At 64.3% G+C, this 12866-nt stretch carries 14 protein-coding genes; 7 read left to right on the top strand and 7 right to left on the bottom strand.

Annotation, left to right across the window (positions count from 1 at the left end; translation table 11 throughout):
- Positions 1-102: 102 nt before the first annotated feature.
- A complete protein-coding gene (locus ACSU04_RS16810; RefSeq protein WP_439290364.1) occupies positions 103-720 on the bottom strand; it encodes a TetR/AcrR family transcriptional regulator in 618 nt (205 codons plus the stop codon).
- A gap of 104 nt (positions 721-824) precedes the next feature.
- On the opposite strand from ACSU04_RS16810, the gene ACSU04_RS16815 reads away from it, so the two are divergent.
- Positions 825-1388 (top strand): dihydrofolate reductase family protein, encoded by a 564-nt coding sequence (locus ACSU04_RS16815; protein ID WP_439290365.1) that lies wholly within the window; start codon positions 825-827, stop codon positions 1386-1388.
- Between the two features lie 18 nt (positions 1389-1406).
- Here ACSU04_RS16815 and ACSU04_RS16820 read toward each other — a convergent pair whose 3' ends face one another.
- On the bottom strand, positions 1407-1982 hold the full coding sequence (locus tag ACSU04_RS16820) for a dihydrofolate reductase family protein (protein ID WP_439290366.1): 576 nt from the start codon (positions 1980-1982) through the stop codon (positions 1407-1409).
- Between the two features lie 191 nt (positions 1983-2173).
- Here ACSU04_RS16820 and ACSU04_RS16825 point away from each other — a divergent pair, with 191 nt between their 5' ends.
- Complete coding sequence (locus ACSU04_RS16825; protein WP_439290367.1) at positions 2174-2452, top strand: hypothetical protein; 279 nt, start codon at positions 2174-2176, stop codon at positions 2450-2452.
- A gap of 103 nt (positions 2453-2555) precedes the next feature.
- Here the strand turns inward: ACSU04_RS16825 and ACSU04_RS16830 are convergent, their stop codons facing one another.
- From ACSU04_RS16830 to ectA, 5 genes are all read right to left on the bottom strand, one after another.
- A complete protein-coding gene (locus ACSU04_RS16830; protein ID WP_439290368.1) occupies positions 2556-3641 on the bottom strand; it encodes a 3-deoxy-7-phosphoheptulonate synthase in 1086 nt (361 codons plus the stop codon).
- Between the two features lie 226 nt (positions 3642-3867).
- Positions 3868-4764 (bottom strand): ectoine hydroxylase, encoded by an 897-nt coding sequence (gene thpD, locus ACSU04_RS16835; RefSeq protein WP_439290369.1) that lies wholly within the window; start codon positions 4762-4764, stop codon positions 3868-3870.
- A gap of 40 nt (positions 4765-4804) precedes the next feature.
- On the bottom strand, positions 4805-5197 hold the full coding sequence (locus ACSU04_RS16840) for an ectoine synthase (RefSeq protein ID WP_439290370.1): 393 nt from the start codon (positions 5195-5197) through the stop codon (positions 4805-4807).
- Positions 5194-6510 carry a diaminobutyrate--2-oxoglutarate transaminase gene (gene ectB / locus ACSU04_RS16845; RefSeq protein ID WP_439290371.1) on the bottom strand — a complete coding sequence of 439 codons (1317 nt, stop codon included), beginning with the start codon at positions 6508-6510 and terminating at the stop codon, positions 5194-5196. The genes ACSU04_RS16840 and ectB overlap by 4 nt, the downstream gene beginning before the upstream one ends.
- Before the next feature lie 72 nt (positions 6511-6582).
- Positions 6583-7155 (bottom strand): diaminobutyrate acetyltransferase, encoded by a 573-nt coding sequence (gene ectA, locus ACSU04_RS16850; RefSeq protein WP_439290489.1) that lies wholly within the window; start codon positions 7153-7155, stop codon positions 6583-6585.
- Positions 7156-7343: 188 nt separating this feature from the next.
- Here ectA and ACSU04_RS16855 point away from each other — a divergent pair, with 188 nt between their 5' ends.
- From ACSU04_RS16855 to ACSU04_RS16875, 5 genes are all read left to right on the top strand, one after another.
- Positions 7344-8402: an ankyrin repeat domain-containing protein gene (locus tag ACSU04_RS16855; protein ID WP_439290372.1), complete on the top strand. Its 1059-nt coding sequence runs from the start codon at positions 7344-7346 to the stop codon at positions 8400-8402.
- A gap of 75 nt (positions 8403-8477) precedes the next feature.
- On the top strand, positions 8478-9248 hold the full coding sequence (locus tag ACSU04_RS16860) for a hypothetical protein (RefSeq protein WP_439290373.1): 771 nt from the start codon (positions 8478-8480) through the stop codon (positions 9246-9248).
- A gap of 25 nt (positions 9249-9273) precedes the next feature.
- Positions 9274-10416 (top strand): aminotransferase class V-fold PLP-dependent enzyme, encoded by a 1143-nt coding sequence (locus ACSU04_RS16865; protein ID WP_439290374.1) that lies wholly within the window; start codon positions 9274-9276, stop codon positions 10414-10416.
- Between the two features lie 4 nt (positions 10417-10420).
- Positions 10421-12016 carry an amidohydrolase gene (locus ACSU04_RS16870; RefSeq protein WP_439290375.1) on the top strand — a complete coding sequence of 532 codons (1596 nt, stop codon included), beginning with the start codon at positions 10421-10423 and terminating at the stop codon, positions 12014-12016.
- A 71-nt stretch (positions 12017-12087) separates the two neighbouring features.
- Positions 12088-12864 (top strand): SDR family oxidoreductase, encoded by a 777-nt coding sequence (locus tag ACSU04_RS16875; protein ID WP_439290376.1) that lies wholly within the window; start codon positions 12088-12090, stop codon positions 12862-12864.
- Positions 12865-12866 lie beyond the last annotated feature (2 nt).

Consider the following 12866-nt stretch of genomic DNA (forward strand, 5'->3'; position numbering starts at 1 on the left):
GGACCATACCGATGCCCATTTCACCGCAGAATCACGCGGCTAGATCAAGAACCCATCCACTCCTTTTGGCCTATAACCCTCGTTTCTCAGGTGCACGGTTTCTCAGGTGCATCGTGCAGTGATCGTCAGGGCCGCCTGATCGACAACCTGCTCCTTCTCTCCGTCAGTGAGGGCCCATCCGCCATGGACCAATCTCGGCCAGAACACCATCGTCGCGATCATCCCGAGGAACTGCGCTGAGATGGCCTCCGCATCGTCGAAGTCGGCAGTCCCTGTGTCCCGCGCAGCGATGAGGAAGTCTTTGAGAGCCGTGAGCACGGGGAGTGTACCGAAATCGAAGGTTCGCTCACGAAGTTCAGGGAAGCGCGGTGATTCCGAGATCACGATCCGCATCAGGTCGGCCATGCCGGAACGATCAAGTAGCCGCACGTAGGCCTTCCCGAGAATCACGAGTCCGCCGAGGAAGTCATCAGGATCTGGCGCAACCGGTTCGGTGCCCGGCATGCTCCCAGCCGCGAGCACGGTCGCTTCGAACAACTCCGCCTTTGTGGGGAACTGCTTGAACAACGTGGCCTTCGATACACCTGCTTGCCTGGCGATCTCCGCGAGCGAGGTGCGATCGTAGCCGTTCTCCAGGAACGGGCGCGCGGCCGCCGCGAGAATCGCCGCGCGGTTGTTCGCCGCGATCTGTCGGTGGTACACGGAGAGCTTGCGAGTCATTGCCTCAGTATCGCATTGTGGTGAGCTACTTGACTCACCTTAAATAGAAGAATATGTTTTCGTTATGGTGAGTCGCTCGACTCACTTCTACGAAGGAGCAAAGCATGTCAAAGGTGATGATCCATGCCACCGTGTCGGTCGATGGGTTCATGGCGGATCCCGTCGGAGGAATGGACTGGATGGACGGATTTCCCGTCGCCCCGGAGGACGAGCAGATCGTGGAAGCGATCTGCTCCGACATCGGATCCATCGTCGGGGGCGCGAACAAGACTCAGACCATTGAGGACGGGGAGATCCCGTACGGCGGGTTCCTGAAGGTGCCGGTGTACTTGATGACGCACAGTGAGCAAGCGGCGGTCGAGCAAGACGGGACCACGTTCATCTTCGTCGTCGACGATATCGAAGAGGCTGTGCGGCGTGCGCGGCACGACGCCGGAGAGAAGTGGGTGAGCCTTCTGGGGGGCCGCGTCGCGAGGCAGTGCCTCACCCTGGGGCTCGTGGACGAGCTCCGCCTGCATGTCGTGCCGGTCGTGCTGGGTGAAGGGATCCCTCTCTTTGCCGGCCTGGAGCATCAACTCCGCCTCGAACGCATGGAGACCTCTGCATTCGCCAGCGAGGTCCACCTCCGCTACCGGGTCCTGCGGGATGTGCCGGCGTCCGGAGACTGAGTACCGATGCGAACCTCGTCAGCGCCGCACGTCGTAGACGAGCCTCACCACTCCGTTGGCATACGTCGTGGAGTCGCGCAGCGCCAAGCCGCGGCGATCGGCGCCACTCGCACCGAAGATCGTTTTGCCGCCTGGCAGGAGGTAGGGGAACATCAGCAGGTTGTAGCGGTCGATGAGGCCCGCTTCGCCCAGGCGCAGGGCGAGGTCGGCGCTGCCGTGAATGAAGATCGCGCCGCCGTCGGTCTGCTTCAGGCTGGCGATGTCCTCGGTGGTGCGCAGGATCGTCGTCGGACCCCAGCCGTCGACCAGAGCGTCGTCGCCGAGCGTCGTGGATGCGACGTACTTCGGCAGGTCGCGGTAGGCCGCATGATCAGGCGACGTCGGCCAGAAGTTCGAGAACGCCTCGTAGCTGTTGCGGCCGAACAATAGCGCCGTCGTCTCCTCGAGTTCTTCCGCCTTCAGTGAGAACGCTTCGGGGACGAATTCGGTGTCGAATACCCAGCCGCCGCCTGGGTGCCCCTCGCCTGTGCCGCCGGGAGAGTCGATCGCCCCGTCGAGAGTGATGAATCCGGTGTAGATCAGTTCGCGTGCCATAGTTTCGCTTTCGTGTGTAGGGACATCCGTCGAGGTCTTCATAAAGACGTCGAACGGGGCGTCCACAGATCGACATCTCCCGGACAGTATTCCCCGAGGATGCCGAGATTTGTTCACGCGCCTATTGACGCCGGCGCTCGTAGGCAGGGCATGTGCTGAGGCTTCGTTCCCGCTCGACGTAGGATCAAAGAGTGCTGATCGGTCTGATGCGTCCCGTGGAAACCACCTCTGTTGACGTTGAGGCGGCAGATCTCGCCGCTGTCCAGACCCAGCTTGCTCTGCAGAAGCCACAAGGCTTTGATCTCATCTCCGCACCCGTCAAAATGATCAAGGGTGCGTCGACGCTCAAGGCAACGGGCACTTTCGCCCGACGTGACCAGGTTGAGCAGATCGACGCCGACGATATGGATGCGCTGCTCGCCAAGGTGCCCGGGGGCTGGCAGTTACTGAACGTCCGCGACGCGTCCTGACCTGAGCCTTCCCTGTCGCAGCGGGAAGAAAAACCCGGCTTGCGGGCCGGCGGATTAAGCCCGGAAAGTCTTCCCGCCACCGCCAGATTCCACCTGGATCGCCTCACCCCCGACGCCGGCGCACACCCTCAGCAAGAGCGGCCAGCGAGATGGCCGTGGCATCCCAACCCATGCAGGCATCCGTCACGCTCTGGCCGTGCACGAGCCGGCTGCGTACAGACACATCAAGCTTCTGGGCCCCGGCGACAAGGTTGCTCTCGAGCATCACGCCCGCAATCGCCGCGCCATCCACAGCGATCTGCTCACCGAGCTCGGCAGCAACCTCGGCCTGACGCACGTGGTCCTTGCCGCTGTTGCCGTGGCTGGCGTCGATGATGACGCGCGACGTGAGAGACGCAGCATCCAGACGCTGCGATGCACGCCGCACGGTCTCGGCGTCGTAATTCGGTCCGTCGGCTCCGCCGCGCAGGATCACCGAGGTGTCGGGGTTTCCCGTCGTGGCCACAAGGCTCGCCCGCCCGTCGGCGCCGATGCCGAGGAACGCCTGCGGGGCGGATGCTGAGGCCGCAGCATCCAGCGCCACCTGAAGTCCGCCGTCGGTACCGTTCTTGAAACCGATCGGCATCGACAGCCCAGATGCCAGCTGCCGGTGAATCTGGCTCTCCGTGGTGCGCGCGCCGATGGCGCCCCAGCTGATGAGGTCGGCGGTGTACTGCGGGCTGATCAGCTCGAGGAACTCGGTGCCACACGGCATCCCGAGTGCGGTGACATCGCGCAGGAACCCGCGCGCCATCCGCAGTCCAGCCTCGATGTCGTGGCTGCCGTCGAGGTGCGGGTCGTTGATGAGGCCCTTCCATCCGATCGTCGTGCGCGGCTTCTCGAAGTACGTGCGCATCACGATCAGCAGGTCGTCGCGGTGCTGTTCGGCCTCGCGCACCAGTCGACCTGCGTATTCGAGCCCTGCGGCGGGATCATGAATCGAGCAGGGGCCGACGACGACGAGCAGTCGGTCATCCTCTCCCGCCATGATCGCGCGCACCTCATTGCGGGTGCGGGAGACGAGCGCCGCGCGCTCATCGCCGACCGGCAACTCGGTGGCAATGTCGCTGGGTGCGGGGAGCGAAGTGAACTTCGCGACGTGCAGGTCAGCCGTGGAGTCAGTGCTGGCGGTGGCTTCGATAGTGCTCATGGGTCCTGGGTCCTGTCTTCGGTGCGAAGGCGGACCCCGGATGCAGAGCCCGCCGAAACGGCGAAAGCCAGAGCAAAAATGCTCTGGCTTGTCAGCTCTGAAGGTGTCGGTACGCGCTAGATCAGCGCCGGCCCCTCCAGAGCCGACTCATAATACGCATACCAACGGGTTGTCATGGGAATGACCCTACAGCATGCGCACGGGGTGCGTGCGCATGCTGTAGGGCTCACACCAGCGCCGTGAAATCGCGATTCGCGATGTGTCCGGGTCTGGCCGTGTTCGCCGCGAACGGCTCTACGAGCGTGTTCTCGACACTGTTGAACACCATGAACACGTTCGAGCGCGGGTATGGAGTGATATTGTTCCCGGACCCGTGCATGATGTTCGAGTCGAACCACAGTGCGGAGCCCGCGCCGCCCGTGAATTGATCGATGCCGTACTTTTCAGCCATCGCCGTGATGGCGGCGTGACTCGGCACCCCCGCCTCCTGTGCTTGCAGCGACTGCTCGTGGTTGTTGTCCGGAGTCTCGCCTACGGCGGGAACGAACGTGCGATGAGAACCGGGCATCACCATCAGCCCGCCGTTGAACGGATAGTTGTCCGTCAGCGCGATCGACAGGCTGACGGCTCGAGGGATCGGCATGCCGTCCTCGGCATGCCAGGTCTCGAAGTCCGAATGCCAGTAGAACCCCGTGCCGGTGAAGCTCGGCATGTAGTTGACTCGCGTCTGGTGCAGGTACACGTCGGACCCGACGATCTGTCGGGCACGGTCGAGCACCTTGGGGCTGCGGGCGAGGGCATCCAGCACTTGGCTCAGCTTCTCGACCTCGAAGACTGAACGCACCGTTCCAGTGCTGCGTTCGGTGACCATTCGATCGTCGTTCTGTAGCGCAGTGTCTGCGGCGAGCCTGTCGAGCTCACCGGAATACAGCGCAACCTCATCCGCCGAGATGAAGTCGTCGAGAATCGTGAAGCCGCGTTGCTCGTGCACGTTCAGTTCGGCTTCCGTGAACGGTCCGTCATCCGGAGATCCCCACACCGCAGGCTGGGTGCGGGTGATGAAATCCGAAGGGTGGGTCAACCGGGTCGGGAACAGGTCCTCTGCGGTCGTTGTGGTGGTCATGCGTCCTTCTCCTGTCTCTCGTGCTCTCGTTCGGATGTGCTCAGGCGGGCTCGACGACGAGCGGATACACGCCGTTCTCGTCGTGCACTTCGCGCCCGGTGATGGGCGGGTTGAACACGCACACCGTGCGCATCTGGGTGCGCGGGCGCACTTCGTGCTTGTCGTGGTTGTTCAGCAGATACAGCGACCCCGGTGCGAGCGCATGGGTTTCACCGGTGGCGAGGTCGGTGATCTCTCCCTCGCCCTCGACGATGAACACCGCCTCGATGTGGTTCGCGTACCAGAACTGATTCACCGTGCCCGCGTACAGCGTGGTCTCGTGTACCGAGAAGCCCACTTGCTCCTTCGCGAGCACGATGCGCTTGCTGCGCCAGTTCTCGGTCTGGATGTCGGCGTCGGTGTCGGTGATCTCGTTGATGGTACGGACGATCATGCGGGGGTGTGCTCCTTGCTCTCGGCGATGTGGTCGATGTGGTCTGCGGCATCCGGATCGGGCTCGCCGAGGACGGCGCGAATCGATTCGTCGATGATCATGAGGCCGCGTTCGAGCTCGGCATCGGTGATCGTCAACGCCGGGAGGATCTTCATGACCTCGCCCTCGGGCCCGGATGTCTCCATGAGCAGGCCCCGTGCGAACGCCGCCTGGCAGACAGCATCCGCCAAGTCACCCGACGAGAACTGCAGACCGCGTGCGAGGCCGCGGCCCTTGGCAATGAGTTCGTGCTGCGGATACCGCGCGACGAAGGTGTTGAACCATCCCTCGACACGGGCACCCTTGGTCAGGGTGGAGTCGCGCAGTGTGTGGTCGGTCCAGTAGAGGCGCATCGCCTCCGCAGCGGTCGCGAAGGCGGGGCTGATGCCTCGGAAGGTGCCGTTGTGCTCACCGGGCTGCCAGACATCCAGCTCCGGCTTGATCAACGTGAGCGCCATCGGGATGCCATATCCGGAGATCGACTTCGACAGGCAGACGATGTCGGGGACGATGCCGGCTTCTTCGAAACTGAAGAACTCACCGGTGCGGCCACAGCCCATCTGGATGTCGTCGACGATCAGCAGCATGTCGTACTTCTTGCAGAGCGCTGCCAGCGCGCGCAGCCACTCCGCACGAGCGACGTTGATGCCACCCTCGCCCTGCACGGTCTCCACGATCACGGCGGCGGGAGCGTTCAAGCCACTTCCCGTGTCCTCAAGCAGCCGCTCGAAGTAGAAGAAGTCTGGGTAGTCGCCGTCGAAGTAGTCATCGAACGGCATAGGCGTCGCATGCACGAGCGGCACGCCGGCACCGCCGCGCTTGAGCGAGTTTCCGGTCACGGACAGTGCGCCGAGCGTCATGCCGTGGAAGGCATTGGTGAAGTTGATGACCGATTCGCGGCCAGTGACCTTGCGCGCCAGCTTCAGCGCGGCCTCGACAGCATTCGCGCCACCGGGGCCAGGGAAGACGACCTTGTAGTCGAGATCGCGAGGCTTCAGGATCACTTCATTGAAGGTCTCGAGAAAGTCGCGGCGGGCCGAGGTGAACATGTCGAGCGAGTGAACGATGCGGTCATCGGCCAGATAGTCGAGAAGGACTTTCTTCAGCGCGGGATTGTTGTGTCCGTAGTTCAGTGCCCCGGCGCCGGTGAAGAAGTCAAGGTATTCCTTGCCGTCTTCGTCGTACATCGCGGTGCCGACAGCACGGTCGAACACGACCGGCCATGAGCGAGAGTAACTGCGGACTTCGGATTCCAGCTGAGTGAAAATATTCATGTGCTGTGGTTTTTCTCCTGGTTTTTGTCGCGCGGGAGTGCACGCCGCCCTCAACGGGCGGATGGGGGACGGCTAGTTCGGCGGACCGATCTCATAGAGCCGTTCGGGATCGTGGGACGCCGCATCCGAGCTGTCGAGGCTCAGGTGTGCGCTTTCGAATAGTGGGGTGACAACCATCGGCGCGTCACTCCAGCGACGCGCAAGACTGCGGAACGTCTGCTGAGAGGCGACGTTATCGTCAGTGATCGTGGTCTGCAGCGTGCGCACCGGAGGGTGCACAGCGGTGTCGTGGATCAGGTCGTCGAGCATCCGCCCCGCGAGACCGAGTCCGCGGAAGCGCTCATCGACGGCGACCTGCCAGATAAACAGGCATTCGGGATCGGAGGGTCGACGGTAGCCGAGTACGAACCCGGCCGGGTGCTCATCGACAAGAGCGATACGACACGTCGCGGCGAAGTCGCGGGCGTAGAGAACGTAGGCGTATGACGAGTTCAGGTCGAGTGTCTGAGAGTCGCGCGCGATGCGCCAGAGCGCGATTCCCTCGTCGATTCTCGGTGCCCGAATCAGGCTCGTCCTGCCCGACCGCGCATCGATATGCGCGGCCCGTGCTGACGTGCTCGGCTCAATAGAGCCGGGGGAAGTCAGAGCGTTTCACCGTCCCGGATCGGGGGGTGCAACGCTGGCAAGTTCATGTTCATAAGGGTGTGACCTCTGCGGAGAAACAGCTTCGGTTCGCTCTTCACACTGTCATGCCTGTGGCGTGACCTCAAATTCAATTCCGGCGCGGGACGCAATATGTGATCGGGAGCACGCGGAGTTCATAGGCTGGCCGCATGGCACGTTCGAAGCGTAAAACGCTCCCGAAGAACTTCGATGAGATCCTGCGTTCCGGTGATCTAGACGCCGTGCAGAAAGTTTTCGACAAGAGCGCTCTGGACGCTTATGGGGGATATCGCCGACAGACGGCGATCGGATACTCGGATGCCGGTGAGGACGTCGTTCGGTGGCTCATCGCGGAGGGTGCTGATCTTGAAGCAGGCGATGAGAAGGATGCGACGCCGCTGATCGCGCATGCCGGAGCATGGAACGGCAAGGTCGCGCTGCTCCTGGAGATCGGTGCTGACATCACCGCACGTGACCGGAACGGGAAGACGGCTTTGCACGAGGCCGTGCCGTTCCACGCTCACAATGTGCGTGTTCTTCTGGATGCTGGAGCCGACGCGCTCGCCCGCGATGATGACGGGCAGACCCCGCTCGCGCGCGGTCTGCAGCAGTGCTCGACCACCACGATCGAGGAGATGGCCGAGATCGCCGATCTGTTCCTCACGGCGGGTGACGTGGTCGACGACGGGATGCGTGAGTCCGTGCGCCGAATCGCGGCGAACTTCCAAGACATCCGCGAAGTCTTCAACGAGGAGTCTCTGCCGAGAACGGATGCTGCGCTGCGCCGTCTCTACGAACTCTTCAGCGTTGCCCCCATCATCGCCCGTGAGCGCCATGACGGTACCTCGCCGATCCTGCTCCCCGAGGGCGGCTGGGTCGAACAACACAGTGCCCTGTTCGACTTCCTTGTCCCGGCGATGGGTGCGGCGACCACGGCGCAGGGCGAGGCGATCCGCATCAGCGGGCGCGTGGCCAACGAGTTCGACGGCAACGGCGGCGTCAACTGGGGCGACGACTTCCGCCAGATGGTCGAAATGCTGCTCGTGCTGCTGCGTCGCGGCATCCCGCTCGATGATGAAGACCTGGTGGATGCTGCGAATCGTGCAGCGCGCGTGCGCAAGGCGCGACCGCGTGAAGACGACGTCGCAGCCCTGGCCCGGTATGCCGTGGTCTGGGTCGGGCGCAACCCCACTCCTCTTCCTCTCGGCGAGGTGCCGTACAAGCGCTGATGGCCGCGCGATGAACTGGTAATCTCAGCGGGTCTGTGCGTGATGCACAACGATCACCGCGTCGGGGAGGACGAGATGACCAAGATCAAAGCTGCGATGGGTGTCATGGGAGCAATCGTGCTCCTTTCCGGCTGCGCTGCCACGGCACCCGAGTCAGAGAACGCCGAGAAGCCGGATGTCGTGACATCGGCGGAGCCGGTGGTAGAACCTGCAGGCTGGGTCGCACCGGACTCCTGCACCTCGCTGAGCCTGCTGCCGGGGAACACGCTCGCCGGTGACGCACTTGGCGCCTGTGTCGAAGAGATCATGCCGAGCCTGGGCAGTGGCAAGGAGATCTTGCACAACTCCTACGGAACCGGGCAGGCGGTCTTCCGCTTCGTGCCGGACTTCGCGCTTCAGGGGACGACCGCGGGATCTTCCGGCGGCATCGGCGTTACCTTCCTCGGCGATCAGATGTGGGTCGACTTCGGCAATGGACCAGTCAAGGGCGATGTGAACTCGACCGACCCGGAGGAAGTGATCGCGGGCGCAGCCAGCGAGCTCTACCGCTTCTTCACGCTGCCGAGCACGAACGCCACCATGGTCGCTAGCAGCCCGTCGTGGAATGTCTCCGAGATCGAGACAGTCGACATCGGCAACGGCGAGACCGCCGAGGCATACCGCATCACCAGCACTGAGCCCTTCACCTGGCTTGAGATGCCGGTGGATGAATACGTGCTGTGGTTCGCCCCAGACTGGACTCCCGTTGGCAGTGAATCGACGGCGACGATGATGGGTGTGACCGAGACCAGCCGCCAGACGTACTACGACATGGGCGAGCCGGTCGAGATCACGCCGGTTGAGTGAGCGCGGTGTGTGGGATGCTGGGCGCATGATGACCCAGCCGCACCTGCCGCACGAAGATGTCGACCCGGATGGCCTGCTCGAGTACTCGGTGGTCTTCACCGACCGGTCCCTGAATCACATGTCCGCCCGATTCGTGGGCGTCATGCAGCAGACCCTTGAGATCCTCGGTGAGGTGTACAACGCGCACACTTCGGCGATCGTCCCCGGTGGCGGCACCTATGGGATGGAAGCGGTCGCTCGCCAGCTCGCCAGCGGCCGGCGCACTCTCGTCGTGCGCAATGGACTGTTCTCGTTCCGGTGGTCGCAGATCCTCGAGACCGGCGGCATCAGCGACGACGTCACCGTGCTCGCGGCCCGCCCCGACACCGATGACCTGCAGGCCGCGTGGGCCCCGGCGCCGATCGACCAGGTCACCGGAGTCATCCGCGCTCGTCGCCCCGAGGTCGTCTTCGCACCTCACGTGGAGACCGCCGCCGGCATGATCCTGCCCGATGACTACGTACGCGCCCTCGCGGATGCCGCGCACGAGGTCGGCGCTCTGCTCGTGCTCGATTGCATCGCTTCCGGTGCGATGTGGGTCGACATGAAGGCCCTCGGCGTCGATGTGCTGCTCAGCGCTCCGCAGAAAGGATGGAGCGGATCGCCGTGCGCAGGATTCGTGATGCTCAGCGAGGCGGGAGCAGATGCCGTGCGCTCCCGAGTCTCGACGAGCTTCGCCATCGACCTCGCCAAGTGGCTGACGATCGCTGACGAGTATCGCGCCGGACGAGCGGCGTACCACGCGACCATGCCCACTGACCCGCTCACCCACAACCTCGCCGCCATGATCGAAACTCGTGAGCGCGGGTTCGAGGCACTGCGTGCGGCGCAGATCGAGCTTGGTACGCGCGTTCGGTCGCTGCTGGCCGAACGCGGATTCCGCTCGGTCGCGGCACCCGAGTTCGCCGCCCCCGGCGTTGTCGTCGTGCACACGGATGACCCCGTGCTGAAGTCCGGTGCGGCGTTCAAGGAGCAGGGCCTGCAGATCGCTGCCGGAGTTCCGCTGCACTGCGATGAACCGGAGGGCTTCTCGACGTTCCGCCTCGGGCTGTTCGGTCTCGACAAGCTCGGCGACGTCGATGGCACGGTGGCCCGTCTCGAAGCTGTGCTCGACCGGATCGGAGCCTGACGTCGTGACGAAAGTTTTTACTGGCAGCATCCGTCCGCTCGCGACCGACATCGATGAGCAGGTCGAGGCGATGGCCATCGATGACGGCCGTATCGTCGCGCTTGGAACGACGGCCGAGCTGGTTGGCCGTTTCCCTGGAGCTGACATCGTGGCCCTGGACGGCTGGGTCATGCCGGGACTCATCGAGCCGCACGGCCACCCCGCGTATTCGTCGATACTGTTGTCGCATCTGGTCGTCGATATCCGCCCTGTCGTGATTCCGGATGCCGCTGGCGTGCTCGCCGCGCTGACACAGGCGGTTGCGGCCGCCGACGGGCAGGCTGTCTTCGCGAACGGGTGGGATTCGCTGCTACAGCGGGGGCTCCCCGACCCGGACATCCACTGGCTCGATGAGTTCGCCGGCTCCACTCCGATCGTTGTGATCCACAACTCCGGCCACTCCGCCTACTTCAACAGTGCGGCCGCTCGTGCGGCCGGAATCGATGGCAGCACGCCCGATCCGGCGGGCTCCCGCTTCGCTCGTGACGCGAACGGCGACCTCGCCGGAGTCGCCTTTGAAGAAGCCGCGGTCGAGCAGGTCGTCGCCCCGATGCTCGGCAGCGCGCAGCAGCATCTGCCGGAGCTGCTCGTCGCGCATCTGCGCGATCTGTCGCGTCGCGGAATCACGACGGTGTCCGATCTGTCCTGGAACCCCGACCTCAATCCGCTCATCGAGGGTCTGCACGCTCAGGGCGCGTTGCCGGTGCGGCTGCGCTGGTACGAAATGTCGCGTCCTGGCGGCACGGCGGCACCTCGCGGAGAGGACGATCCGGTGTTCCGTCAGATCGGGGTGAAGACCTGGTCAGATGGCTCTCCGTGGATCGGCAACATCGCCACGTCCTTCCCCTACCTCGACACCGATGCGACCCGTGGTCTGGGCCTTGAACCGCACCACGTCGGCACCGCGAACTACACGGCGCAGCAGTTGCTCGCCATCGCCGAGCCCTACGCGGCGGGCGGATGGCAGCTCGCCTGCCACGCGCACGGCGATCTCGCGATCGATTCCACGCTCGACGTCTACGAGCAGATCATCACCAGGCACGCCCTGACCGACCATCGCTTCCGGCTCGAACACTGTGGTGCGATGACTGCGGCACAGTTCGAGCGCGCAGCATCCCTCGGCGTGACCGTCAGTCTGTTCGTCGACCACATCACGTACTGGGGAGAGGTGCTCGTCGACGATCTTTTCGGCGCCGAACACGGCGGAGCCTGGGCGGATGCCGGCGCCGCATTCGCCGCTGGGCACCGCGCAACTTTCCACAACGATGGCTGGGTCACGCCGAACGAGCCGTTCCGCAACATGGCCGTCGCCGAGTCGCGCACCACTCGCAGCGGATTCCGGATGCCTGGTGGCACGCCGGTCACTCGCGCCCAGGCGCTCGCGGGTCAGACGACGAACGCGGCGTGGCAGCTGTTCAGCGAGCACGAGGTCGGCGCGCTCGCACCGGGTCTGTTCGCCGACTTCATCGTCGTCGACCGCGACCCGGTGACCGTCGCTGCTGAGGATCTGGCCGAGACAGTGGTGCGGGCGACGTACCTGGCGGGCGCGCTCGTGGGCTGAGCACTTCCACGAGACGCATGCTACAGTGACTCAAACCGACTAGACGGTATGTAGTTGCGCAAGGAGGCGCCATGTCCGCAGCACGCTTCAACGGCACAGCACGATCTAACGGCACTGCACGCTTCGACGGCACAGTTTCGCTCATCACCGGGGCAAGCCGCGGGATCGGCTTTGCCATCGCTCGGCGCATCGTCGCCGAGGGTGGCTCCGTGGTCATCACCGGTCGCAAGCAGGATGCGCTCGACGCTGCCGTCGCAGAGCTCGGGCCTGCGGCATCCGCCGTCGCTGGCCGCGCCGACGATGCCGATCACCGCGGCGCAGTCTTCGCGCACATCGCCGCTCAGCATGGCCGCCTCGACCACCTCGTGAACAACACCGGCATCAACCCCGTTTACGGGCCCATCGTCGACGTCGATGCGGACGCCGCACGCAAGATCCTCGAGGTCAACGTGGTCGCAGCTCTCGACTGGACGCGCGCCGCACTTGCCGCCGGCCTCAGCCGCAGCATCGTGAACATCGCCTCGGTGGCGGGCCTGAGCGCAAGCCCCGGCATCGCGTTCTACGGCATATCCAAGGCGGCGCTCATCAATCTCACCGCGCAACTTGCCTTCGAACTTGCTCCCGACATCCGTGTCAATGCCGTCGCACCGGCGGTGATCAAGACCGCGTTCGCGCGGGCGCTTTACGAAGGACACGAGGGTGAGGTGTCCGCCGGCTATCCGCTCGCGCGCCTCGGCGAACCCGACGATGTGGCCGGTCCCGTCACCTTCCTGCTCTCTGATGATGCCGCGTGGATGACCGGGCAGACCGTGTCCATCGATGGCGGCGCCAGTATCCGTCCGCTCTGATG

The organism is Microbacterium sp. A84, assembly GCF_051842815.1.
Taxonomy (GTDB): domain Bacteria; phylum Actinomycetota; class Actinomycetes; order Actinomycetales; family Microbacteriaceae; genus Microbacterium.

Bases quoted from the DNA above. Each gene is read 5' to 3' on its own strand.
- ACSU04_RS16810 (WP_439290364.1), bottom strand. From the start codon at position 720: ATGACTCGCAAGCTCTCCGTGTACCACCGACAGATCGCGGCGAACAAC.
- ACSU04_RS16815 (WP_439290365.1), top strand. From the start codon at position 825: ATGTCAAAGGTGATGATCCATGCCACCGTGTCGGTCGATGGGTTCATG.
- ACSU04_RS16820 (WP_439290366.1), bottom strand. From the start codon at position 1,982: ATGGCACGCGAACTGATCTACACCGGATTCATCACTCTCGACGGGGCG.
- ACSU04_RS16830 (WP_439290368.1), bottom strand. From the start codon at position 3,641: ATGAGCACTATCGAAGCCACCGCCAGCACTGACTCCACGGCTGACCTG.
- thpD (WP_439290369.1), bottom strand. From the start codon at position 4,764: ATGACCACCACAACGACCGCAGAGGACCTGTTCCCGACCCGGTTGACC.
- ACSU04_RS16840 (WP_439290370.1), bottom strand. From the start codon at position 5,197: ATGATCGTCCGTACCATCAACGAGATCACCGACACCGACGCCGACATC.
- ectB (WP_439290371.1), bottom strand. From the start codon at position 6,510: ATGAATATTTTCACTCAGCTGGAATCCGAAGTCCGCAGTTACTCTCGC.
- ACSU04_RS16855 (WP_439290372.1), top strand. From the start codon at position 7,344: ATGGCACGTTCGAAGCGTAAAACGCTCCCGAAGAACTTCGATGAGATC.
- ACSU04_RS16860 (WP_439290373.1), top strand. From the start codon at position 8,478: ATGACCAAGATCAAAGCTGCGATGGGTGTCATGGGAGCAATCGTGCTC.
- ACSU04_RS16865 (WP_439290374.1), top strand. From the start codon at position 9,274: ATGATGACCCAGCCGCACCTGCCGCACGAAGATGTCGACCCGGATGGC.
- ACSU04_RS16875 (WP_439290376.1), top strand. From the start codon at position 12,088: ATGTCCGCAGCACGCTTCAACGGCACAGCACGATCTAACGGCACTGCA.